The sequence below is a fragment of the Lysobacter capsici genome (assembly GCF_014779555.2).
Classification (GTDB): domain Bacteria; phylum Pseudomonadota; class Gammaproteobacteria; order Xanthomonadales; family Xanthomonadaceae; genus Lysobacter; species Lysobacter capsici.
This window is the reverse complement of sequence record NZ_CP094357.1, coordinates 1-22,938: the sequence shown is the minus strand read 5'-3', so window position 1 is coordinate 22,938 and position 22,938 is coordinate 1. Positions and strand designations below refer to the sequence as shown.

At 65.8% G+C, this 22,938-nt stretch carries 18 protein-coding genes; 4 read left to right on the top strand and 14 right to left on the bottom strand.

What is annotated here, in order from left to right; genetic code table 11:
* Nucleotides 1–325 precede the first annotated feature (325 nt).
* Nucleotides 326–2,272: a hypothetical protein gene (locus IEQ11_RS00090; protein ID WP_191823228.1), complete on the top strand. Its 1,947-nt coding sequence runs from the start codon at nucleotides 326–328 to the stop codon at nucleotides 2,270–2,272.
* Nucleotides 2,273–2,347: 75 nt separating this feature from the next.
* Here IEQ11_RS00090 and IEQ11_RS00085 read toward each other — a convergent pair whose 3' ends face one another.
* On the bottom strand, nucleotides 2,348–3,451 hold the full coding sequence (locus IEQ11_RS00085) for a PA0069 family radical SAM protein (RefSeq protein ID WP_036103339.1): 1,104 nt from the start codon (nucleotides 3,449–3,451) through the stop codon (nucleotides 2,348–2,350).
* A 640-nt stretch (nucleotides 3,452–4,091) separates the two neighbouring features.
* The gene (locus IEQ11_RS00080; RefSeq protein WP_036103336.1) at nucleotides 4,092–4,847 is read right to left on the bottom strand and encodes an SIMPL domain-containing protein; all 756 of its coding nucleotides are present in this window, start codon (nucleotides 4,845–4,847) and stop codon (nucleotides 4,092–4,094) included.
* Nucleotides 4,848–5,198: 351 nt separating this feature from the next.
* Here IEQ11_RS00080 and cls point away from each other — a divergent pair, with 351 nt between their 5' ends.
* From cls to IEQ11_RS00065, 3 genes are all read left to right on the top strand, one after another.
* A complete protein-coding gene (gene cls / locus IEQ11_RS00075; RefSeq protein WP_096411401.1) occupies nucleotides 5,199–6,635 on the top strand; it encodes a cardiolipin synthase in 1,437 nt (478 codons plus the stop codon).
* A 486-nt stretch (nucleotides 6,636–7,121) separates the two neighbouring features.
* Complete coding sequence (locus tag IEQ11_RS00070) at nucleotides 7,122–7,385, top strand: hypothetical protein (protein WP_036103330.1); 264 nt, start codon at nucleotides 7,122–7,124, stop codon at nucleotides 7,383–7,385.
* A 130-nt stretch (nucleotides 7,386–7,515) separates the two neighbouring features.
* A complete protein-coding gene (locus IEQ11_RS00065) occupies nucleotides 7,516–8,271 on the top strand; it encodes a pyridoxine 5'-phosphate synthase (protein ID WP_191823229.1) in 756 nt (251 codons plus the stop codon).
* A gap of 487 nt (nucleotides 8,272–8,758) precedes the next feature.
* Here IEQ11_RS00065 and IEQ11_RS00060 read toward each other — a convergent pair whose 3' ends face one another.
* From IEQ11_RS00060 to dnaA, 12 genes are all read right to left on the bottom strand, one after another.
* Nucleotides 8,759–9,163, bottom strand: coding sequence for an ExbD/TolR family protein (locus IEQ11_RS00060; protein ID WP_191823230.1), 405 nt, complete (start codon nucleotides 9,161–9,163; stop codon nucleotides 8,759–8,761).
* A gap of 178 nt (nucleotides 9,164–9,341) precedes the next feature.
* Nucleotides 9,342–9,755 (bottom strand): ExbD/TolR family protein, encoded by a 414-nt coding sequence (locus IEQ11_RS00055; RefSeq protein ID WP_036103323.1) that lies wholly within the window; start codon nucleotides 9,753–9,755, stop codon nucleotides 9,342–9,344.
* Between the two features lie 15 nt (nucleotides 9,756–9,770).
* The gene (locus IEQ11_RS00050; protein ID WP_046658571.1) at nucleotides 9,771–10,184 is read right to left on the bottom strand and encodes an ExbD/TolR family protein; all 414 of its coding nucleotides are present in this window, start codon (nucleotides 10,182–10,184) and stop codon (nucleotides 9,771–9,773) included.
* 41 nt (nucleotides 10,185–10,225) lie between these two features.
* Nucleotides 10,226–10,975: a MotA/TolQ/ExbB proton channel family protein gene (locus IEQ11_RS00045; protein ID WP_036103316.1), complete on the bottom strand. Its 750-nt coding sequence runs from the start codon at nucleotides 10,973–10,975 to the stop codon at nucleotides 10,226–10,228.
* Between the two features lie 83 nt (nucleotides 10,976–11,058).
* A complete protein-coding gene (locus IEQ11_RS00040) occupies nucleotides 11,059–11,736 on the bottom strand; it encodes an energy transducer TonB (RefSeq protein ID WP_191823241.1) in 678 nt (225 codons plus the stop codon).
* A 146-nt stretch (nucleotides 11,737–11,882) separates the two neighbouring features.
* On the bottom strand, nucleotides 11,883–13,106 hold the full coding sequence (locus tag IEQ11_RS00035) for a tetratricopeptide repeat protein (protein ID WP_191823231.1): 1,224 nt from the start codon (nucleotides 13,104–13,106) through the stop codon (nucleotides 11,883–11,885).
* A 137-nt stretch (nucleotides 13,107–13,243) separates the two neighbouring features.
* Nucleotides 13,244–14,047: a M48 family metallopeptidase gene (locus tag IEQ11_RS00030; protein ID WP_036103311.1), complete on the bottom strand. Its 804-nt coding sequence runs from the start codon at nucleotides 14,045–14,047 to the stop codon at nucleotides 13,244–13,246.
* Between the two features lie 113 nt (nucleotides 14,048–14,160).
* Nucleotides 14,161–14,832 carry a CPBP family intramembrane glutamic endopeptidase gene (locus tag IEQ11_RS00025; protein WP_046658567.1) on the bottom strand — a complete coding sequence of 224 codons (672 nt, stop codon included), beginning with the start codon at nucleotides 14,830–14,832 and terminating at the stop codon, nucleotides 14,161–14,163.
* A 172-nt stretch (nucleotides 14,833–15,004) separates the two neighbouring features.
* Nucleotides 15,005–17,488: a DNA topoisomerase (ATP-hydrolyzing) subunit B gene (gene gyrB / locus IEQ11_RS00020; protein WP_046658566.1), complete on the bottom strand. Its 2,484-nt coding sequence runs from the start codon at nucleotides 17,486–17,488 to the stop codon at nucleotides 15,005–15,007.
* Between the two features lie 517 nt (nucleotides 17,489–18,005).
* Entirely contained in the window at nucleotides 18,006–19,091 is a 1,086-nt protein-coding gene (gene recF, locus IEQ11_RS00015) for a DNA replication/repair protein RecF (protein WP_191823232.1), read from the bottom strand.
* Between the two features lie 534 nt (nucleotides 19,092–19,625).
* The gene (gene dnaN / locus IEQ11_RS00010) at nucleotides 19,626–20,726 is read right to left on the bottom strand and encodes a DNA polymerase III subunit beta (RefSeq protein ID WP_046658564.1); all 1,101 of its coding nucleotides are present in this window, start codon (nucleotides 20,724–20,726) and stop codon (nucleotides 19,626–19,628) included.
* A gap of 877 nt (nucleotides 20,727–21,603) precedes the next feature.
* Complete coding sequence (gene dnaA / locus IEQ11_RS00005; protein WP_036103300.1) at nucleotides 21,604–22,938, bottom strand: chromosomal replication initiator protein DnaA; 1,335 nt, start codon at nucleotides 22,936–22,938, stop codon at nucleotides 21,604–21,606.

The following is a 22,938-nucleotide window of genomic DNA, read 5'->3' as shown; positions in this document are numbered from 1 at the left end:
TCGTTCGCCGCGATGTCCTCCCATCCGCATGCGGCTCGATACCTACGACAGCGGGCCTCGGTATTGGCGATGTCGCCGTGAAATCGAACCCCATTCTTTGGTAGTGGTTGCCGTTTCAGTCGCGCGAATCCAGCATAAGAAAGCCGTTTCAAGGCATGCGTGCCAAATTGAGTTCTTCTGTATGCATGTTAAAACCACTCCATGCGTTCGCCCGCATGTTCGCTCTGCGATGGTTCGATCGATCCAGGCCGGATCGAACGCGATCGGATCGATCAACGTCGGATCTTCGATTCGTCTGTCGAAGTCACTGCATTAGGCGGCATGCATGATCCTTGTGCGCAACGCGCGCGCTGAGCCCGACGCGGGCGATTCCGCCGGCGACGACGGCGGCGCGCCGCGATCGCCGCGCCATCGGCGAACGATCGCCGTCGCGCTGGCGTTGCTGATTCTCGCGCTCGCCGCAAGCTGGGCTTACGCACATTGGCGCGAACAGCGCGCACAGGAAACGGCGCGCGCGACCGCGGCCCTGGACCGCCTGTTCGAATCGCGCCTCGGCATCGCCTCGACCTCCGGCCTGGGCCGCTTGCCGTTCGTGTCGCGCGCGAACCTGATCGCGACCGAAGCCGCATTGCGCCGTCTGTGCCCGCACGATCAACCGGCGGTGCGCGCGCGCGGCCTGGCCGTGCTCGCGCGCAGCTATACGGTGATCGGCGACTACCCGCATGCGCAAGCGTTGATCGACGAGGCCGAACGGCTGTTGCGCGAACACGGCATCGACGATCCGGGCGTCGACGCCGCGTCGGCCTCGCTGCTCAATCTGCAGGCGCGCTACGACCGCGCCGAAGTGCTCGCCAGTCAAGCGTTGCGGCCGTTGCAGAACGCGCGCGACGCCGCCACGCGCATGCGCCGCTTGGCGTTGCAGACCGAGCTGGCGCGCGCCAAATGGGGGCTGGCCGACGACGACGGCGCGATGGCGATGCTGGAATCGGCCCTGGCCGACGCGCGAGCGCTGGGCCCGGCCGCGCGCGATTCGGTCGCCGAACTGCTGACCTTGCGCGGCGAATGGCGCACGCGCGAGTACCAGCTTCGGGCCGCCGAGCGCGATCTGGAGCAGGCCATCGCCATGACCGAACGCGGCAATCCCCTGCTCGCCGACGCCGCGCGTTTCCAGTTGGTGCATACGCTGCTGAAAAACGATCTGGACCTGCAGGCCAGAGCGCAGGCCGAACAGTTGCTGGCGTATCGCCGCCGCGCCTTCGGCGAACGGCACCCGGAAACCGGTCGCGCCTGGGTGCTCGCGTCCGAAGCCCAGTACCTGTGCGGCGACCTGTCCGCCGCGGTGCAGTCGGCGGCGCGCGCGCGCGCGATCATCGTGGCGACCTACGGCGAGCAGCATCCCGAGTACGCCGAACTGCTGCGCCAGGAATCGCAGAACGATGCCGTGCTCGGGCATGGCCGCGCCGCCATCGCCAAGGCGCGCGCGGCGAACACCTTGCTGGAAACGACGCTGGGCCCGACCCACGAGCGCAGCTTGCGCGCCAAGTACAACCTGGCGATCAAACTGGTCTTCAGCGGCGATGCCAGCGACACCGAGTCGTTCAAGCAAGGCGTGGGCATGCTCGAAGAAGTGATCCGCACCGGCAAGGAAACCGACATCCCGATGCCGCTGGAGAAAACCAAGCTGGCCCTGGCCTTCGCCGAACAACCGGGCGAGGCCGCGCAGCAGCATGCCGAGCGCCTGTTGATCGACGGCCAGATCGAGAACCGTAAATATTTCCCGCCTCACGCCAACATCCGACTGGTCAGCGATTTCGCCCTGGCCCAGTTGCTCGTCCGGCGCCGGCGCGACGCCCAGGCCGATGGCTTGTTCGCCGAGGTGATCGCGCACATCGAGCGCGGCGACCACATCCGCCCGACCATGCATTCGGTGGCCAGCAAGGCGTTGCTGTATCGCGCTTCCTACGCGTTGAGCTCGTGCCGCAAGGATCAGACGCTGACCTTGCTGGGCCAGCAGTTGGCGTATTGCGAACGCCACCTGGGGCCCGGCAGCGATTGCGCGGCGAGCACGCGGGTCGCGCTGTCCGAGCTCGAACACCACGACTATCTGCCGGCCCGATTCGCCGAACACGTCGGCGGCGCCGATCCGACGCGGCGTTGGGCGCGACGGCTGGCCGACCAGCTCGGCTACGCGCGACGCTGCGTGCCGGGCATCAGCGACGCGGGTGATCAGCGCCCGGAACCGCCTGCCGACGGCGGGGCGAAGTCGGGGTAGATCGCGCTTGCCGTGGCGATGCCGCGGTCGCCGCCGCGCGCGCGCAACGACGGCGCGCGGCAACAGGTTGAATCGTCAGAACAGCTCCAGCTGCGGCGTCGGCTTGCGCGGCGCGACGAACCGGCTGGTGTCCAGCGCCGGCAGACGGCCGAATCCGTGCCGGCGCCAGGCTTTCTGGAAACGCTGCGCGATCAGTTGCGCGAACGGCCCTTCGCCGCGCATGCGCTGGCCGAAACGGCTGTCGTAGTCCTTGCCGCCGCTCATCTGCTGGATCAGGCTCATCACGTGCGCGGCGCGATCGGGGTAGTGCAGTTGCAGCCACTCGCGCCAGACCTGCTTGAGTTCGTGCGGCAGGCGCAGCACCACGTAGCCCGCGGCGCGCGCGCCGGCCTCATGCGCCGCGGCGAGGATGTGTTCGAGTTCGCCGTCGTTGATCATCGGAATCGTCGGCGCGACCATCACCCCGACCGGCACGCCGGCCTCGGCCAGGGTGCGCATCGCCTTGAGCCGCGAGTGCGGCGCCGACGCGCGCGGCTCCATCTTCGCCGACAGCTGGTTGTCGAGCGTGGTGACCGAGAAATACACCGACACCAGGCCGCGCTTCGCCATCGACGCGAGCAGTTCGACGTCGCGCACGATCGATGCGTTCTTGGTGATCAGGCTGAAGGGATGCGAGCAGGCGTCGAGCACTTCCATCACCCCGCGGGTGATGCGGAAGCGGCGCTCGATCGGCTGATACGAATCGGTGTTGATGCCCAGCGCGATCGGCGCGCAGCGATAGCCCGGGCGCGCGAGTTCGTTCTGCAATCGCTCCGCGGCGTTGACCTTGGCGAACAAACGGGTTTCGAAGTCCAGCCCGGGCGACAGTTCCAGATAGGCGTGCGAGGGCCGGGCGAAGCAGTAGACGCAGCCGTGCTCGCAGCCGCGGTAGGGATTGATCGACTGGCCGAAGGCGATATCGGGCGAATCGTTGCGGCTGATGATGCTGCGCGCGGTTTCTTCGGTGACCTGGGTTTCCGGGCGGGCGCTGGTGCCGTCGTCGACGTACACCGAACCCCAGCCGTCGTCCTCGCCGTGCGCGGTGGTGACGGCATACCGCCCCGGCACGTAGGACGCCGAGCCGCGGCCCTTGAACGCGGTGGGTTGGAGCGAGACCTGGGTTTTGCGAGCCGAATCCATGAGCGCAGGGTAGGGCGGGGGTGTCTCAGCGGGTGCGACGTGGGGTGCGAGGCGATGCGGGGCGAACGAGCGGGGGATGGGTGAATGGTAGATGCGTGGATGTGGATAAGTATGACCGGGTGGATCGATTGCGGCCTGCTCGGCTGACCGCCCGTACACAGTAGCGAGGCGGCCGGATCGTTTCAGCTCTCTGCATTGAACGGTCGGTCCCGAAATCGATGCCGACGCTGTCGCCCGCGCGCGCAAAAGCGTAGATCAGCGCTACGGCGCCTTGAATGCCGAGCGTCCCCATGACCGTCTCCCGCGAAGGCGGGAATCCAGGGCTTTTCGAGCGAAAACCCGTGAAGTCTCGGACGCATGCATGGCGCCAGACCGCACGATATGCATGCGACATCGCGATCATCGCGACTGTCGAAATACCAGACCCTTTCGCCCGAAAGCCCCTGGATTCCCGCGTTCGCGGGAATGACGAATTGAAACTGTCGACGAAACTCGTAGATTCCCGCATTCGCGGGAATGACGACTTGAAGCTATCGACGAGACTCGTGGATTCCGCCGTCGCGGGAATGACGACGTGTCGCATTTGAACGAAGTCGCGACGATGAATCGATGCGGCGAAGGCGATGGCGAGCGACCGCAATCACTCGATAGCAAACGTCACATCCACCGACGCATTCACGCTGATCTGCCCGACCGCCAAGGTCGCGCCGTCGTCGCCGCTGGTGCCGCCGGCGTTCTGGACCACGTTCTGCATCAATTGCCCGCCGCCGCCGCCCCAGCCGGCGCCGCTGCGCCACCAACCGCCCGAATACGATTCCGAAATCGTCTGCGCCTCGCCGCGGCGGACGCCGAGTTCGGAGGTCAGCGCATCGGCTTTTTCCTTGGCCGCGCGGATCGCCAGCGCGCGCGCGGCGTCGCGGTGCTTGCGCAGCTGCGAGGTGCGGAATTCGATGCCGTGGATGTACTGCACGCCGTTGCCGAGCAGGCCCGACAGCAAGGTGTCGAAATCGCCGACCCGGGTCAGGCGGATGCCGATGCTCTTGCGCACGGTGTACAGCAGCGGCACCACCCGCGATCGCTCCAGCGCCGAGCGGCTGGAATCGTCGCGTTCGTACTCGGGCTCGATGGTGATGAAGTCGGTCTGCACGTCCTTGTCGGGCACGCCGTTGCGCTTGAGGAAGGCCAGCGCGCTGGCGATGCTTTCGTCGTTCTGGCGCTTGGCCTCCTCGAGCCGCGGGTGCCGCGATTCGACCCCGACATTGAGCAGGACTTCGTCCGGCGCGACCTTGATTTCGGCCGCGCCCGATACGCTGATGCTGCGATTGGGTTTCTGCGCGAAGGCGGGCAGGGCGGGCAACGCGGCCAGGGCGAGCACGAACAGCAGACGGTATTTCATGACGGCCTTCCATGGGTGGGTGCGCCGGCAAGCGGCGCGGACGGGATGGACGCAACAGTAGTCGCAGCGACGCGTGGACGCGAGCCCGGCCGACGAACGCGATCGAACCGTGGCGTGGCGACGCGGGCGATCGTCGGTCCGCACCGGCGCGGAGGCAGTTGCGATCCCGGCATGCCGCGCCTGGATCGCCCGCGAGACCGGCCCCGCGCCGTCGCCATTGCGATCGTTCGCGGCGCTCATCCCGAGCGGCCACGCGCGCCCGGAGTTGCACGGCCCGATTGCACACTTTGCGCTCATGCCCCGGCGGGCTAGCCTTAGCCCACGCCGGCGACCGCCGCAGCGATCGCCCCGATGGAGCCCGACGTGTCCGAGCTGTGGCAAACCCTGGTCAGCATTCCCTACCTGGGCGTGTACCTCACCGCCGGCTGGGCGCTCTATCTGGTCTGGCTGGGGCTGTGGATCGTGCTGCAAAAGCGCGAGCCGGTCGCGACCATCAGCTGGCTGATCAGTCTGGCCGCGCTGCCGTACCTGGGCTTTTTGATCTATTACTTCTTCGGCCCGCAACGCATCCATCGCCAGCGCATGCGCCGGGTGCGCGCGCGCGCGGCGCTGCCGGCGCCGCCGCCGGGGCTGACCCCGTCGCCGGAGGCGATCGAACTGGCCCGGCTCGGCCAGGCCACCACCGGGCTGCCGCCGACCACCGCGACCCAGGCGCGTCTGCTGATCGACGGCGGCGCCAAGTACGCCGCGCTGCTGGCCGACATCGCCCAGGCGCGCGAGCGCATCCATCTGGAGTACTACATCTATCAACCCGACCGCACCGGCACCGCGCTGCGCGATGCGCTGATCGAACGCGCGCGCGCCGGGGTCACGGTGCGGCTGCTGCTCGACGCGGTCGGCTCGGGCGCGACCAAGCAGCGCTTCATCCAGCCGCTGATCGATGCCGGCGCGCAGGTCGCCTGGTTCCACCCGATGAAGCTGCGCTGGCTGTGGCGGCGGCCGTGGCTGAACCTGCGCACGCATCGCAAGATCGTGGTGATCGACGGCCGGGTCGGCTACACCGGCGGCATCAACATCACCGACGAGGAAGACGAACGCCTGCGCGAGGACGCTTACCGCGACCTGCATCTGCGCCTGGAGGGCGATGTGGTGCGCGAGCTCGAACTGGTGTTCACCGAGGACTGGTGCTACGCCACCGGCGAGCCGCCGATCCGCCACGTCAACGCCGCGCCGGTGCAGGGCACGATCGCCGCGCAGGTGGTCAGTTCCGGGCCGGATTCGAGCTGGGAAGCGATCCATCGCGTCCACGTCGGCGCGATCCACGCCGCGCGCAAGCGGGTCTGGCTGGTCACACCGTACTTCGTGCCCGGCGAAGCCGCGCGCATGGCGCTGACCTCGGCCGCGCTCGGCGGCCTGGACGTGCGCCTGCTGGTGCCCAAGCTCAGCGACAGCCGGCTGGTGACCTACGCGGCGCGTTCGTACTTCGACGAATTGCTCGAGGCCGGGGTCAAGATCCACGAGTACGGCCCGCGCATGCTGCACACCAAGGCGCTGCTGTGCGACGACGAGATGGCGATCATCGGCAGCGCCAATTTCGATCACCGCAGCTTCCGCCTGAACTTCGAGATCTCGGTGATGTTCTACAACGCGACCCTGGCCGGCGAACTGGCCGCGCTGATCGAGCAGGAATGCTCGCGCGCGCCGCGGGCGCGCAGCGATCGCGAGCGCTCGCTGTGGCGTACGCGCTTGCCCGAGGCGTTGGCCCGGTTGGTGTCGCCGTTGCTTTGATATTCGGGATTCGGGATTCGGGATTCGGGATTCGGGATTCGGGATTCGGGATTCGGGATTCGGGATTCGGGAAAAGCATCCGGCGGTCTGACCTTCGTCGCAAGCCGGGGCTGTGGATTATTCGGCCGGCAATTTCCCGGTGTGGATCCGTAGGTCGAACCGATAGACGCCTTTGTGGATATCTACACAGGGATGCGCCGCGTCCCGCCAACACGGTTCGGATAAGGCGGACCGCGGGCGAGACAGCCCCGGCGACGCGGTACCCGCGAACCGGTTTCGCGCCCGCCGGTCCCGGTCCGGGCCGTTCAGGCAAACCGCTCTTACCCGCCGTTGTGCCGACCGTCGCAGCCGGGGATCGCCCCAGCTGCCGCCGCCACCGCGCCGCGCTACACTCGAACCGGGCCCGCCGAGGTCCACGCGCCGGGCTCGCAGCGAAGCGGGCGGGCGCGCAGAGCGGTCATCGAATTCGTCAGGGAGCACGCCGCAATGCCTTGGGTTTACCTGTTGCTGGCCATCGCCGCCTTCGGCCTGGCGCTGAAGACCACCTCGCCGGGACTGATGGCCGTCGGCCTGCTGGCGGCGCTCGGCCTGATGATCGCCGGCGTCATGAGCCTGCTGGCGCGTCGCCTCGACAACACCAGCCGCGATGTCTCGGTGATCATCGATCCGGTCGAACTGCGCCGTCTGCGCGAGCAGGCCGAGGCGCGCAAGCTCGCCGCCTCGTCGCAGTCCGAACCGACCCAGCGCTGAGCGCACGGCCGCGCTCCGGCCGCGATCGATCCGCCTGCTTTTTCCCGTCGCTATCACTCGTCGGTCGTGCCCTCGCGCGCGGCCAAACTGCGCACTCGCCGCATTCAAGCCGGCGGGTTAGGCTGAAGCCATGACCGTCCTGAGCGTCAACGTCAACAAGATCGCCGTGCTGCGCAATTCGCGCGGCGGCGGCGAACCCGATGTATCGCGCGCCGCGCAGGCCTGCCTGGACGCCGGCGCGCACGGCATCACCGTGCATCCGCGGCCCGACGCGCGGCACATCCGCGACTACGACGTGTACGCGCTGGCCGAACTCACCCAGGCGCGCGCGGTCGAGTTCAACATCGAAGGCAATCCGTTCGCGCCGCCGCGCGCCGGCTATCCGGGCCTGATCGAACTGTGCCGGCGCACCCGGCCCGCGCAGGTCACCTTGGTCCCCGACGGCGACGATCAACTCACCTCCGACCACGGCTTCGATTTCGAACGCGATGCCGACGCGCTGCGTCCCTTGATCGCGCAACTGCACGAACTGGACTGCCGGGTCAGCGTGTTCGCCGACGCCGACCGCGAAGGCATCGAGCGCGCGGCCGAACTCGGCGCCGACCGGGTCGAGCTGTACACCGGTCCCTACGCCGACGCCTTCGCTCACGGCGATATCGACGCAGCATTGCAAGCCTTCGCGACCGCCGCGCGCCGCGCCCAGGCCGTCGGCCTCGGCGTCAACGCCGGTCACGACCTGAGTCAGGCCAACCTCGGCGCCTTCCTGCATGGCGTTCCGAACGTGCTCGAAGTATCGATCGGTCACGCGCTCATCGGCGAAGCCCTGTACGCCGGCCTCGACGCGACGGTGCGCGCGTATCTGGACGTGATCGCGAAAGCGGGTTGAACGTCGAGCTCTTGCCGCGGCGCTGATCGGCTCGCCGCACTCGCGGCGCTATCGCTGAAATGCCTGGATTTCCAGGGTTTTTCGTCGTCGACGTCGAGCGCATGTTCCACGCCGAACTTCGACGATCGCGGCATTCATGCCATCCATCATCCCGGCAGCTCCCGCGCTTAAGCCGACTACACCGCGAAACACCACCGCGCAGAAATCCAAGCTCGTGTGAGAGCCCCATGGCCTCCCTGTAGGAGCGGCGCAAGCCGCGACCGCGCCACCACAACCACGACGCAAGCGACGAAGTCGTGGCCCCTGCCTTCGACTACAACCGAGCGCAATCCTTCGCGAGCCACCCCGAACCGAAGCTTGCTGCATTGAAAAGCGGGCAGGGGTTTGCCTTCAACGCCGCGCAACCCTCGACCCCACTCCATCGCGTCGCCTCAGACGACAACGGCCGCCCCACCGGGACGGCCGCTGCCTCGCAAACCGCGATCAATCAGCGAGTGGAAATATTCTGCACCCCGCTCTCGCGCGCCGCCGACAGCGCGTGCGCGAACGCCTGATAGTCGGCATCGGCATTCGCACCGACCTCGACCACCGTGTTCGGCGCCGCCTGCACCAAGGCCTTCAGCGCCACCGGCAACTCCGCGCGGGTCAGGGTCTGGCCATCGAGGGTAAAAGCGCCACTGGCCTGCACCATCAATTCGGCCCGAGGCGGCGGCGTGTCGCGTTGCGGCCCGGGAACGGGCAAGCCGAGGTTCAAATTGCCGGTCAGCACGGGCGCGGTGACCATGAAGATCACCAGCAACACCAGCAGCACATCGACCAGCGGGGTGACGTTGATCTCGGCGACAGGCGCGTCGCCGGAATAGGCGGAAGCGGAGTAGGTGGAGCCGGCCATATGCATCTCCCTCCATGGGCGGGGTGCCCGGCTTTACGTTAATCCCGTCACAGTTATCCGCGCAAGACGTAACCCGCACGTCGGCGATCCGCTCCACGGGCACGAAGCCGGCACGCATAAAAAAACGCCGCCCAATGGGCGGCGTTCTCACGACGGTAAGCGTCGGTTCCGGACGGAATTACTTCTGGACGAAACCGATCTTTTTCATATCTGCGTTTTTGGCGTAAGCCAGCACCTTGGCGAGCGTGCCGTATTCGGCATCCTCGTTGGTGTCGATTTCTAGCAGAGGTTGATTGGTGGGATCGCGCTGCACCGTTTCCTTCATCATCCCCGGGATCGCCGCGATGGGCGTGGGGTTGTTGTTCCAGAACACCTGACCGGTCGCATCGATCCGCAGCTGGATCGGCGGCGGCGGCTCTTGCGTCACGGGCGGCGGAACGCTGGTCGGTTGGGGCAGGTTGACGTCGATCGGGTAAGACACCGTCGGTGCCGTGACCATGAAGATGATCAGCAGCACCAGCAGCACGTCGACCAGCGGGGTCACGTTGATGTCGGAAATCGCGCCGCTATCGGAGTTGTTACTGAAAGCCATGGGACTGTTCTCCGATTAACGTTCTTTGATCGCGACGAAGCCGACTTTGCGCATGCCTTGCCGCTGCGCAACCGTCACCACCGAATTGACGACCTTGTACTTCGTGGTGCGGTCGCCGCGGACGTTGATCGGCGGTTGCGGCGTTTTCTGCGCCTCAACCGACAAACGGCTTTCGAGCTGATCCATGGTGACCGGCTCATCGTTCCAGTAGATCGCGCCGCTGTCCTGGATGGCCACGGTGATCGGCGTGACCTTGGACGGCTCCTCGGGCTTGGCGAGGGTGGCTTCGGGCAGTTTGATCTCGACCTTATGGGTCATCAGCGGTGCGGTGATCATGAAGATGATCAACAGCACCAGCATCACGTCCACGAGGGGCGTGACGTTGATGGTAGCCATCGGGCCGTTGTCGTTGCCTGTACTGAAGGCCATGTCCGAACTCCAACTACGCTAAAAGTGAAGGCGTGTGTTGCTTAGCGCTTGCTCGCCACTTCGCCGACGCGCGAACCGGTGGCGAAGAAGTCGTGCAGGTCGTGCGCGAAGGTGTCGAACTTGTTGTTCGTGACGCGGTTCAGGCGGACGAAGAAGTTGTACGCCAACACCGCCGGGATCGCGACGAACAGACCGATCGCGGTCATAATCAGCGCCTCGCCGACCGGGCCGGCCACGGCCTGAATCGAGGACTCGCCGCTGGCGCCCAGGCGCAGCAGGGCGTGGTAGATACCCCACACGGTGCCGAGCAGACCGACGAACGGAGCGGTCGAGCCGACGGTGGCGAGCACGGTCAGACCGGCTTCCAGACGCGAGCTCTCACGGGTGACGGCCTGACGCAGGGCGCGGTCGACGAACTCGGAACGGTTCAGCGACTCGACCAGGCGCGAGCCTTCGTGACGCTGGTGGTGCGCGGCGGCCTGAGCGGCATCGAGCGCGATCTTGGAGAACGGCTCGCTGCGCGACTGCTCTTCCATGTAACGGATGGCGTCCTGCGCGTTCGGGGTTTCCCAGAACGTGCTGACGACGCGGTCGGAACTGCCGCGCAGGCGGAGGTTCTTGACGAAATTGATGACGATCCAATAGACCGACAACACCGACATCAGCGTGAGCGTGATGAACACGATCCAGCCAACGGCGTCGAAGTTTTGCAACAGATGCGAGAAGCTCATCTGCTGAAGTGCTTCAGCGTTAGAGCCTCCGGCGGCGGCGGTGGTGGTTTGCTGCAGCATGACGCTTACCTTTGAATGTCGTGGAAAGGAAAGAAGGTAGTACGTATTACTTAATGCGACTTACAACTGTCCGTGGAACCCGATCAGTTCGGCGGGACGAAATCGACGGGCACTCGGACGCGGCTGGCGATCGGCTGACCGTTGCGCACTTCCGGGTTGAAGCGCCACTTGCGTGCGGCATCCATGGCCGCGCGGTCCAGGTTGCGGTTGCGACTGGATTTCTCGACCTGCACGTCCAGCACGTTGCCCTGGGCATCGATGCTGATCACCAGGACCACCGTGCCGCCCACGCCCTGGCGGGCTTCGGTCGGCGGGTACTTAGGCGGGTTCAGGCGGCGCGAAGACGGATCGACGCCCGAATTGATATCGCTGGCGGCGGCCGGCGGCGCGGGCGGAGCCGGCGGCGGCGCGGGCGGATCGATCGGACTGGGGTCCAGATTCTCGACCGGCGGCTGATCCGGCGGCGGCGGCGTCGGAGTCGGTCGCGGCGGCGACAGTTCCTTCGGCGGCGTCGTGATCGGCTTCGGCGGGTCCGGCGGCGGCGGCGGCGGCGGCGGGGGCGGCGGCGGCGGCTTGATGATGTTGACCATCGTCACCTGCTCTTCTTCCTGCTGCTGTGCGGGCGGCGTCATCGGGGCCAGCAACAGCAGGAGCGCCGCGGCATGCACGGCGATCGCACAGGTGATACCGGCAATACGTGCCCAGTTCAAACCTTCGCGGTCGTCATCATTCCTAACTTGGAGTTCGAGGTCTTGCGTCATGCCGTCAGCTCGGGAGGTGTTTCCGGACGCCGGGGCGCCTCGGGCCATCGTTCGGTTCGTGCAACCGTTTCCAGTCGCGCGAACCTCCTAGCATATACCAAACCGCGTCACAGGTTCCAAGCGCGGTCAGGCTCTCTTTGCCGAAATTACTTGCCTTTCAGCGCGAGAATCTTCTTGGCGTCGTCGGGCTTTTTAACGCCCTTGGCGATCGCCTGCTTGGCGGCTTCCTTAGCCTCTGGAATGCGGTCCTCCGACCACAGCACGCGAGCGAGATTCAGATACGTCTCACCGTCGGGTGCGAGCGGGGCTGCTTTCTTGTACGCGTCGATCGACTTGCCCGCTTGTTCGGAGAAGTAGTACGACTGCGCCAGCGCGACGTAAGCCTGGTAATCCGGCTTGAGGATGCCCTTTTCCAGGCCCTCGGTGATCACGCTGGCCGCCTGCTTCTCCTTGCCTTCCAGATTGAGGTAGGTGGAGTAGAGCTGACGGTAATCCTTGTCTTCGGTGAACTGGCCGGCGGCGCGCATCTTCTCGAGCACGGCGGCGGCCTTGTCGAGCATGTCGGCCTGCGAATAGACCGCGGCGACGTTCATCTGCGCGCGCTTGTCGTTCGGGTTCTTGGCCGCGATCTGCTCGGCGACCTTGGCCGCTTCGGCGCCCTGGTTGCCTTCCACGTAGGTGGCCATCAGCAGGTTCTGCCACTCGGGCTTCGGCTCGGGCGAGGCGTCGATCGCCTGCTTGATCACCGTGGCGGCTTCCGGGTAGCGCTCCAGGCGGTACAGCACGTTGCCCTTGATGATCAGGTGCTCGGGCTTGGTGCTCTTGGATTCGTTGAGGAAGCGGTCGATGGTGACCAGCGACTCGGCGTACTGCTCTTCCTGCAGCTGCAACTGGGCCAGCACGAACATGCGGTCGAAGTGGCTGTTGTTGTCGAGACCGTTGATCTCGATCGCCTTCTTCAGGTACTCCATCGCGGCCTTGTTGTCGTCGGCGTCGTAGGCGACCTGGAAACCGATCTGGGCGGCGAAGGAACGCTCGTAGGCGTTGAGCGAGGTGTCGGCGATGATCGCGTCGGCCTGGGCGCGCGCATCGGCGGCTTTCTCCTTGTCGAACGCGTCCATCATCTTCTGCAGCTTGGCGCCGCCCTTGGACGAGGCCTTGGCGTCCGGCGCGGTGCGGGTCGCGTTCGGGTACTGGTTCTCGACCTTGGCCGGCGCGCCGGCGGTCTTGTTGCTTTCGCGTGCCGCGCGGCGCTGGGCCGAACGCTCCGAGGCGGTCTGGGCGGTGGCCTGGGACACGGCACCGAACACCAGCACCGCGCCGATAGCGGCGGCGAGCAGGGTGCTGTTGCGGGTGGGTTGCTTGTTCATGGACTCACCTCTAAGAGACTCAGCGGCCGCGGACCGGGGGCCTTGCGGCGGAACGGCGCAAGGCCAAGGGGCCGCCAACCTAACAGAAACTCGGGTCGACGCGATACGGGTCTGAACCACTGTTCAGTAATTCGCTTTCATCCACACTTCGGCGTACGGCCGGCCGCGCGGGCTTGTTCGTAAACCGGGATCAGGGCGCCGGCGCGGGCATTGAGTTCCTGGATGCGCGATTGCGGGTCGGGGTGGGTGGACAGCCATTGCGGCGGGCGCGAGCTGCTGGCCGCGATCATGTTCTGCCACAGATTCACGGCCTGTCGCGGGTCGTAACCGGCCTGCGCCATGAGCCGCTGGCCGACCACGTCGGCCTCGCTTTCCTGGGTGCGCGATCCGGGCAGCAGGAACGCGGTCTGCAGCGCGGCGCCGCCCAGTTGCCCGGTCGCGCTGGCCGCGCCTTCGCCGTAACGCGCGCCGAGCAGGCTGCCGACGATGTTGAGGCCGGTCTGCGCGCCCATCTGCCGGGTGATGCGCTCGTCGTGATGGCGCGAGACGACGTGGCCGATCTCGTGGGCGATCACCGCCGCGAGCTGATCCTGGTTCTTGGCGACGGTGAAAATGCCGGTATTCACGCCGACTTTTCCGCCCGGCAGGGCGAAGGCGTTGGGCGATTCGTCGACGAACACGGCCACGTCCCAGTTCGCCTGCCAGTTCGGCGGCAGCTGCTGGGTGATCGAGCTGACCACGCAGCGCACGTAGGCGTTCTTGCGCGCGTCGGTGCTGAGTTTCTGCTTGCTTTTGGCATCCGCGAACGCTTGCGCGCCCATCTGGTCGAGCTGGGCCTGCGAGACCGCGCCGACGTGCTGGGTTCGCCCGGTCGGCGAGATGGTGGTGGCGCAGGCGGTCGCGATCAGCGCGATCGACACCCCGAGCAGGATACGTTTCATGCGAGCTTTCCCCGTAGCAATCAGACCTTGTAGCGCCGCGTGGATTAACACTTCGTCAATTCCGGTTTTCGCCCGGCGAACCGGCCGCCGCGAAACCGCTTCGCGCCTGTGACTCAGCTGCTCGCCAGCACCGCCGCCACCGCGATCAAATTGTTGATCGCATGTGCCGCATACGCCGCCCACAGGCTGCCGCTGCGGTAATAAACCCAGCCGAAACACAGGCTCATGAAGCCGTACACCGCCCACAGCAGCAGCATGCTCCAGCCGTGGCTCGCGCTCAGTCCGGGCGGTTCGTGCAGCAGCGCGAACGCGGCCGAGCTCAGCGCCAGGCCGAGCCAGGGCCGGCCCGCGGCCCACAGGCGTCCGAACAGCACGCGGCGAAACAACAATTCTTCATACGCCGGCGCGAGCCCCACCGCGAAGATCAGCAACGCCACCGGATAGGCGCGGATCGCGTCGCCGAGGACCATGTTGGTCGGGGTCATTTCGATGCCGCGCTGTTGCGCGAACCCGCCGATCAGCGCGTTGAACGTCAGGCACGCGATCACCGCCAGGGCGATCCAGCCCCAGGTCGACATCCGCCACAGCGCGCGCCACGACGCGGCCCGTTCGGCGGCGCTGGACCTTCGACGAAAGTAGTAGACCAACAGCGCGCTGGCGGCGGTCGCGATCAGGCTGATGACGATCATCGCGCCCGAGTCGGCGCCGATTTGCGCGGAATTCGACCCGCCCAGACCCTGCGCGAAACCCCACAGCGCGGTGCCGAGCAGCGACAAGGCCGCCATCAGAACGATGGATAGCAAAAGATCGACAAGGAAACCGCCAACTCCGGCAAACCGCGGGAGTGGGGTGGAGGCGTTTTTTCGCGCCGATGGCGCGGTCGGCGGCGCGAGAGCCGACGACGGCGCGGAGGCGACGCGCTCGCGCGCGTCGCCGGTGTCCTGACCCGCGGCGGGCTCAGACGTCGAGATTGGAGACCTTGAGCGCGTTGTCCTCGATGAACTCGCGGCGCGGTTCGACCACATCGCCCATCAGAGTGCTGAAGATCTGGTCGGCCGCCACGGCGTCCTCGATGCGCACCTGCAGCAGACGGCGCGTTTCGGGATTGACCGTGGTGTCCCACAGCTGCTCGGGGTTCATCTCGCCCAGGCCCTTGAAGCGCTGGATCGCGCGGCCCTTCTTGGCTTCCTCGAGCAACCAGGCCTGCGCCTGGGCGAAGCTGTTGATCGGCTGCGCGCGATTGCCGCGAATGATCTGCGCGCCTTCGCGCACCAGGCCGTGCAGCATCGAGGCGGCCTCGCGCAGCGAACGCAGTTCGCCGCCTTCGAACGCCGACAACGGCAGCACCTGGATCAGTTGCTGGCCCATGTGGGTGCGGGTGACCAGCAGCGCCGCCTGACGCGTCTCGTTGGCCGGATGCAGCTGCAGCGCGTAGCGCGGCTTGCCCAGTCCGGTCTGATTGAGGCGCTTTTCCAGAGCGTCGAGTTCGTGCCGCTCATCGACGTTGGCCAGCAGGTGTTCGGTATCGAGCGGAGTGAAATCGATCAGCGCCTGCAGCACGTTGGGATCGTAGCGATGCGAGTTGCGCGCGATCGTCTCGCGCGCGCCGGCGTAGGCGAGCAGCAGTTTTTCCAGCGCCGCGCCTTCGATCGGCGGCTCGCCGGTCGCCGGAATCAATGCCGCGCCTTCGACCGCGTTGTTGGCCAGGTACTGGTCCAGCGCCGCGTCGTCTTTCAGATAAATTTCGTTCTTGCCCTGCTTGATCTTGTACAGCGGCGGCAGGCCGATGTAGATGTGGCCGCGCTCGATCAGCTCGGGCATCTGCCGGTAGAAGAACGTCAGCAGCAAGGTGCGGATGTGCGAGCCGTCGACGTCGGCGTCGGTCATCAGGATGATGCGGTGATAACGCAGCTTGTCCGGGTTGTACTCGTCCTTGCCGATGCCGGTGCCCAGCGCGGTGATCAAGGTGCCGACCTCGGCGCTGCCGAGCATGCGGTCGAAACGCGCGCGTTCGACGTTGAGGATCTTGCCCTTGAGCGGCAGGATCGCCTGCGTCTTGCGATTACGGCCTTGCTTGGCCGAGCCGCCCGCGGAGTCGCCCTCGACGATGAACAGTTCGGACTTGGCCGGGTCTTTTTCCTGGCAGTCGGCGAGCTTGCCGGGCAGGCCGGCGATGTCGAGCGCGCCCTTGCGGCGGGTCAGGTCGCGCGCCTTGCGCGCGGCTTCGCGGGCGGTCGCCGCCTCGATGATCTTGCTGGTGATCGCACGCGCTTCGTTGGGGTGTTCCTGCAGGAACTCCTCCAAACGTGTACCGAACGTGTTCTCAACGACCGGGCGCACCTCGGAACTGACCAGTTTTTCCTTGGTCTGCGAGGAAAAGCTCGGATCGGGCACCTTGACCGACAGCACCGCGATCATGCCTTCGCGCATGTCCTCGCCCGACAGCGCGATCTTGGACTGCTTGGCCGCGCCGGTCTTCTCGATGTAGGTGGCCAGCGTGCGGGTCAGCGCGGCGCGGAAACCGATCAGGTGGGTGCCGCCGTCTTTCTGCGGGATGTTGTTGGTGAAGCAGAACATCGTTTCCTGATAGGAATCGGTCCACTGCAACGCCACGTCGACGGTGATGCCGTTCATTTCGCCCGACACCGAGATCACGTTCGGGTGCAGCGGCGTCTTGACCTGAGCCAGATGCTCGACGAAGGAACGGATGCCGCCCTCGTACTGGAACACGTCGCGGCGGCCTTCGCCGCGCTCGTCGACCAGGGTGATCTTGACGCCCGAGTTGAGGAACGACAGCTCGCGCAAGCGCTTGGCCAGGATGTCGTAGTGGAACTCGACATCGGTGAAGATTTCCACTGCCGGCTTGAAGCGCAGCAGGGTGCCGCGCTTGGTCGAGGCTTCCAGCTGCTTGAGCGGGTAGATCGGCTCGCCCAGCGCGTATTCCTGCTGGTGATGGAAACCGTCGCGCCAGATGTTGAGCCACAGGTGCTCGGACAGCGCGTTGACCACCGATACGCCCACGCCGTGCAGGCCGCCGGAGACTTTGTAGCTGTTGTCGTCGAACTTGCCGCCGGCGTGCAGCACGGTGAGGATCACCTCGGCCGCCGACACGCCTTCTTCCTTGTGGATATCGACCGGGATGCCGCGGCCGTTGTCGTAGCAGGAGACCGAACCGTCTTCGTGCAAGGTCACCACCACATCGTCGGCGTGGCCGGCGAGGGCCTCGTCGATCGCGTTGTCGACCACCTCGAAGACCATGTGATGCAGGCCGGTGCCGTCGTGGACATCGCCGATGTACATGCCCGGGCGCTTGCGCACCGCCTCGAGGCCGCGCAGGACGGTGATCTTGCTCGAGTCGTAGGTCTGCGGGGTTTGCGCGCTTTGCGGCGGGGTCGAACCGGTGGCCGATTCAGTCGAGGGGTCGTGCTCGGTGTTGGTCATTGCGTCAACAGGCTCCGATCGACGCGGGCTCCGGCGGGGCCGCCGGGTGCGTCGAGACACAGAAGATAAGTGATTGAAGTATAGCAGGCGGGCGGGGGGTCCCGAGCCGTCGAAAGGGGCCGGATGGCGGCCTGGAACGCGCTGCAGGCGCTGCGCGCAAGGCCGGGCCGGCGATTCGGTCCCACCCCATAGATGCGGCCTGCAAACGCCGTTTTAAACCCGTCGCCCGCCCGTGTTCCACGTGGAACACGACAGCCTTCTGTAGGAGCGGCGCGAGCCGCGACCGCGCCAATCAAGCGACTTCGCAGGCTGGCTATGCCCGCCAATGAAGCCACCGGCTGCAAGCGGGAGAACCACGCCACCTCACGTCCCTACCGGCGCTACCCATGCGGCTTTAGGAAGCACCACTAGATAACGTGGAACAGACGCAAGGCTTCGACTCGCGAATCCTGCGGGAAGCGAGGCAAGAACCCATTCCCGACCGCCGCTCGTGAAACCGCTCGTGGAACTCCCACGCTTACCGATCCACCAACTCCCCGTGTTCCACGTGGAACCTAGCCAGTTCAACCTGCATTCCCGCCAACGCCGGCGGATCGTCGGTCCCGGTGATGAACACCTGCGCCTGCGACGCCAACAACCGCTCCAACACCCGCCGCTGGTGATTGCGATCCAGCTCCGAGGCCAGATCGTCCAGCGCCACCACCGGCCACTCGCCCAACACCGCCGCGTGATGCTCGGCCTGGGCCAACAAGGCCGACAACGCGGTCAACTTGGCCTGGCCGCGCGACAAAGCCTCGCGACCCGGCAAACCGCCGAATCCGATCCGCCAATCGGCCCGGTGCGGGCCGACCGAGGTGTAACCGGCCAACTGATCGCGATCCCGGGCCAGCAGCAGGGCATCGGCCAGCGGAAACTCCTCGCGGCGCCAGCCGGGCAGGTAATCCAGGCGCACTTCGCCCAGCGCGGGCGCCAGATCCGTCGCCAACGCGGCGAATCTGGGCTGCAACTGATCCAGATATTGCTGACGGCGCCGGGTCAGCGGCTCGCCGGCCTCGGCCAGCTCATGATCCCAGGCATCGATCTGGCCGTCGCGAGCCCGCGCCTTGAGCAGGGCGTTGCGCTGTTTCAACGCCCGGGTATAACGCCGCCACAGCGGAGTGAAGTCCGGTTCCACGTGGAACAAACCCCAATCCAGGTAACGGCGGCGAATTTCCGCCGCGCCGGTGATCAGGGCATGGCTGCCGGGCTCGAAACTGACCACCGCCAGGGCGGCGCACAGTTCGCCAAGCTGGGAGACCGCCGATCCATCCAACCGCCCGGTCCAATCCTGGCCCGAATGCCGCATCCCAGCTTTGCGCTTCTGGTCGCGGCGCAGTTCCTGCCATTCGACGAAAACCTCCAGCGCCGGATCGCCCGCGCGGATCAACCCGTCGCGGACCCGCCCACGGAAACTGCGTCCGTAAGCCATCAGGTGCAGGGCTTCGAGCAGGCTGGTCTTGCCCGCGCCGTTTTCGCCGGTGATCAGGTTGATCCCGGGCTGCGGCGACAGGCTGACGTCGGCGAAACGCCGGAATCCGCGCAGGTCCAGGCGGGTTACATGCATCGCGGGATCATCGCAGAAGGGCTCGGGGAAGGGCGCGGACCGCGCCAGACACCCCGAAAACCACGATTCGGCGGAATTTCGGGGGCGGGAGCGGAGCAGGATCATCGCAGAAAAGCCGTGTCCGGGGTCGCCAAGGCGCTAGGCGACGCCGATACCGGCCAATCCGGTGTATTGGAGCCGACTGATGCGTTGCTACGTCGGGCGGTCGGGCGAAAGCTCCGCCGACCGAGTCGTTATTCGCAAACCGCGGAAGGCCGACTGGGGCCGACCCGAGAGCCAAAAGCTCTCTCGGCCAGGTTCGTCGCCATGCAAGAACGCTGGCCCGTGCGAACACTCGCCCGATCACGAGCCCAGCAAACAGACCAATCGGCGGCAGAAACTGGTCCCGTCGTCGCCGCAGCGACCGGCAAAGGTCTGCGTAGCCGGCAGACAAGCTGTCGCGACCCGTTCCCGAAAAACAAACACGCCCGGACAAGCCGGGCGTGTGATGTTCCACGTGGAACCGGGTCGTGAAACCCAGTCCGATGCCGTGGATCAGAGCCGCAGCGGCATCACCACATGGCGGCAACGCTCGTTCGAGGCTTCGCGAACCAGCGCCGAGGAGTTGGCGTCGCGCAGCGCGATCACCACATGCTCGTCGCGCAACGCGGTCAGGGCGTCGAGCAGGTAGTTCACGTTGAAGCCCACCGCCAGGTCGTCGACCTTGGTGTCGGCTTCGACTTCTTCCTGCGCTTCTTCCTGTTCCGGGTTGTGCGCGCTGATCTTGAGCTGACCCGGGGTCACCTCGATGCGCACGCCGCGGTACTTCTCGTTCGACAGGATCGCTGCGCGCTGCAGCGAAGCACGCAGCACCTCGCGCTCGATCCGCACTTCCTTGTCGGCGCCGATCGGAATCACCGCTTCGTAATCCGGGAAACGGCCGTCGATCAGCTTGCTGGTGAAGGTGACATCATCGCGCTTGACCCGGATGTGGCCGCGGCCCATCTCGATCTCGATCTCGCGATCGCCGCCTTCGAGCAGGCGCTGCAGTTCCTGCACGCCCTTTCGCGGCACGATGATCTGGCGCTTGGTCTGCGAACCGCCCTCGTAAGCCGCTTCGCACAGCGCCAGACGGTGACCGTCGGTGGCCACGCAGCGCAGGCTGTTTTCGCGCAGATCGAACAACAGGCCGTTGAGGTAATAGCGCACGTCCTGCTGGGCCATCGCGAACGCGGTGCGTTCGATCAGTTCCTTCAGCGCCGCTTCCGGCACGCGCACGCGCTCGGTGGCTTCGACTTCATCGATCGACGGGAAGTCGTTGGCCGGCAGGCTGGCCAGGGTGAAGCGCGAACGCCCCGCCTGAACCGTGATCTTTTCCGCGGCCTGGCTGACGGTCACCTTGCTGCCGTCGGGCAGGGCTCGAATGATCTCGAACAGCTTGCGCGCCGGGATCGTGGTCTCGCCGTCCTTCGCATCGTCGACCGCAACGCGGGAAATCATTTCGACTTCCAGGTCGGTACCGGTCAGCGAAAGCTGCCCGTCCTTGACCTGCACGAGCAGATTGGCGAGGACCGGCAAGGTCTGCCGGCGTTCGACGACATTGACCACTTGGGCCAACGGCTTGAGAAAGACTTCGCGTTGCAGACTGAAACGCATGCGGACCCCTTGGCCGTCTGTGGGCGCAAACCCATCGGTGGGCTCAAACCCAATTACTAAAGAGATGTATAAATCAAAAGCTTAGTGGCGGTGGAGCAGCGAAAATCGTTGGAGAACTGCCTTAAACCTTTGATCTATATGGTTTTTTCGGTACTTCAAAAGCGGGTAGAACTGGCTTGGTAGGGCGGGTGCAACCTGTGGATAGATTGCGCGCCTCGCGGCGGCCTCAAAGTTGTCCACAGTTTGTACGAGTTTGATCCCCCAAGTTGTGCCTTTCGCCAGCGCAGCTTACGGATTACCTTGTCCCTCGTCGCGCTGGACCACCGCGGCGAACGAGCGACATCGGCGAACCGCGGCGCAGCGATCGGTTCGGCGAATGGGCAACGGATGACGGGCATCCGGTCTTATCGCGAACCACGGGTCGCCGCGTACCACCAAACAACATCGCGAACGAACCTCAACCGCTGCTGTCCTGCGATCCCGATGGGTGAGCGCAAACGCAGCGTCCGAGCCACCGTTCCAACATGCCGCAACACCGTCGTTTCGTTTCCGGGTCGACGCCGCAGTTCTCAGCGAACGCAGGCTTCGGCCTCAGACTATCGAATCGACGTGCTTTTACATTCTTACTTGTACAACCACAGCAGCGCTCTGGCCTGAAGCCGATCACTCGCTGAGCTTACTTATCCACCGTTCTTTCCGAATCACTGACTGGCAGCGATGCAGCCGTCATGACTCGCTGAGCTCGCGGATCAACTTGTCTTTCGTTCTTTCCGAATCACCCAACACTTTCAACCCAGCCAGCTTCACTCGCTGAGCTCGCGGATCAACTCGTCTTTCGTTCTTTCCGAATCACCCAACGCCCTCAACCCGACCGGCCTCACTCGCTGAGCTTGCGAATCAACTTGTCCCAGTCTTCCCGCAGCTTGCCGTCGGTTTCCATCAAGGTGCGGATCTGGCGGCAGGCGTGCAGCACGGTCGTGTGGTCGCGGCCGGCGAAGGCATCGCCGATCTCCGGCAACGAGTGCTCGGTCAGTTCCTTGGTCAGCGCCATGGCGACCTGACGAGGACGGGCGAGCGAGCGCGTACGCCGTTTCGACAACAAGTCCTTGATCTGAAGGCCGTAGTAGTCTGCCACGGTCTTTTGGATGTTGGGGATGCCGATCGCGTGCTGCTGCGCGCGCAGCAGGTCGCGCAGGGTTTCCTGGGCGAACTCGACGGTGATCGCGCGGCCGGTGAAGTTGGCGCGCGCGGTCAGGGTGTTGAGCGCGCCTTCCAGGTCGCGCACGTTCGAACGCATCTTCTTGGCCAGCAGGAAGGCGACTTCCTCGGGAATCGCGGCGCCGCGTTCCTTGGCCTTGGAGATCACGATCTGGGCGCGGGTTTCGAAGTCCGGCGGCTCGATCGCCACCGACAGGCCCCAGGCCAGGCGCGATTTCAGCCGCGGCTCCAGGCCTTCGACTTCGCGCGGGTAACGGTCGCAGGTCAGGATGATCTGCTGCTTGCCGTCGAACAACGCATTGAAGGTGTGGAAAAACTCCTCCTGGGTGCGGTCCTTGCCGGCGAAGAACTGAATGTCGTCGATCAGCAGCGCGTCCACGCGTTGGAACTGGCGCTTGAACTGATCCATGGTCTTGTCCTGCAGCGACTTCATCATCGCGCTGAAGAACTGCTCCGAACGCAGGTACATCACCCGCATGGCCGGATTGGCCTCGCGCATGGCGTTGCCGGCGGCGAACATCAGATGGGTCTTGCCCAGGCCCGTGCCGCCGTACAGCAGCAGCGGGTTGTGCGCGCGTTCGCCGGGTTTCTGCGCGGCCTGCAGCGCGGCGGCGCGGCCGAGCTGGTTGCTGCGGCCTTCGACGAAATTATCGAAGGTGTAGTGATTGTCGAGATTGCCCTGGAAGGGTTCGGGCGGCGCCACCGGCCGCGGCGCGGCGACGGTGATGTCGGCCTCGCGCGCGGGCGCGGTGACCACGCGCGGCAGCGAACCCACTTCCAGGCTGACTTCCTCGCTGCCGGCGAAATACGACAGCAGTTCGCGGATCCGGCCCAGGTAGCGCTCGCGCACATGCTCGACTACGAACGCGTTCGGCGCATAAAGCACCGTCACGGTATCGCGCTGGGTGGCTTGCAGCGGTTTCAACCAGGTGTGTACGTCTTCGACCGGAAATTCGGCTTCGAGGCGTTCGAGGCAGCGGGGCCAGGCTTCCAT

Coding starts and splice junctions, on each gene's coding strand:
- IEQ11_RS00035 (WP_191823231.1), bottom strand. CDS start 13,106: ATGAACAAGCAACCCACCCGCAACAGCACCCTGCTCGCCGCCGCTATC.
- IEQ11_RS00045 (WP_036103316.1), bottom strand. CDS start 10,975: ATGCTGCAGCAAACCACCACCGCCGCCGCCGGAGGCTCTAACGCTGAA.
- IEQ11_RS00060 (WP_191823230.1), bottom strand. CDS start 9,163: ATGGCCGGCTCCACCTACTCCGCTTCCGCCTATTCCGGCGACGCGCCT.
- dnaN (WP_046658564.1), bottom strand. CDS start 20,726: ATGCGTTTCAGTCTGCAACGCGAAGTCTTTCTCAAGCCGTTGGCCCAA.
- IEQ11_RS00055 (WP_036103323.1), bottom strand. CDS start 9,755: ATGGCTTTCAGTAACAACTCCGATAGCGGCGCGATTTCCGACATCAAC.
- cls (WP_096411401.1), top strand. CDS start 5,199: ATGGAGCCCGACGTGTCCGAGCTGTGGCAAACCCTGGTCAGCATTCCC.
- gyrB (WP_046658566.1), bottom strand. CDS start 17,488: ATGACCAACACCGAGCACGACCCCTCGACTGAATCGGCCACCGGTTCG.
- recF (WP_191823232.1), bottom strand. CDS start 19,091: ATGCATGTAACCCGCCTGGACCTGCGCGGATTCCGGCGTTTCGCCGAC.
- IEQ11_RS00030 (WP_036103311.1), bottom strand. CDS start 14,047: ATGAAACGTATCCTGCTCGGGGTGTCGATCGCGCTGATCGCGACCGCC.
- IEQ11_RS00090 (WP_191823228.1), top strand. CDS start 326: ATGATCCTTGTGCGCAACGCGCGCGCTGAGCCCGACGCGGGCGATTCC.
- IEQ11_RS00080 (WP_036103336.1), bottom strand. CDS start 4,847: ATGAAATACCGTCTGCTGTTCGTGCTCGCCCTGGCCGCGTTGCCCGCC.
- IEQ11_RS00085 (WP_036103339.1), bottom strand. CDS start 3,451: ATGGATTCGGCTCGCAAAACCCAGGTCTCGCTCCAACCCACCGCGTTC.
- IEQ11_RS00065 (WP_191823229.1), top strand. CDS start 7,516: ATGACCGTCCTGAGCGTCAACGTCAACAAGATCGCCGTGCTGCGCAAT.
- IEQ11_RS00050 (WP_046658571.1), bottom strand. CDS start 10,184: ATGGCCTTCAGTACAGGCAACGACAACGGCCCGATGGCTACCATCAAC.
- IEQ11_RS00070 (WP_036103330.1), top strand. CDS start 7,122: ATGCCTTGGGTTTACCTGTTGCTGGCCATCGCCGCCTTCGGCCTGGCG.
- IEQ11_RS00025 (WP_046658567.1), bottom strand. CDS start 14,832: ATGGCGGCCTTGTCGCTGCTCGGCACCGCGCTGTGGGGTTTCGCGCAG.
- dnaA (WP_036103300.1), bottom strand. CDS start 22,938: ATGGAAGCCTGGCCCCGCTGCCTCGAACGCCTCGAAGCCGAATTTCCG.
- IEQ11_RS00040 (WP_191823241.1), bottom strand. CDS start 11,736: ATGACGCAAGACCTCGAACTCCAAGTTAGGAATGATGACGACCGCGAA.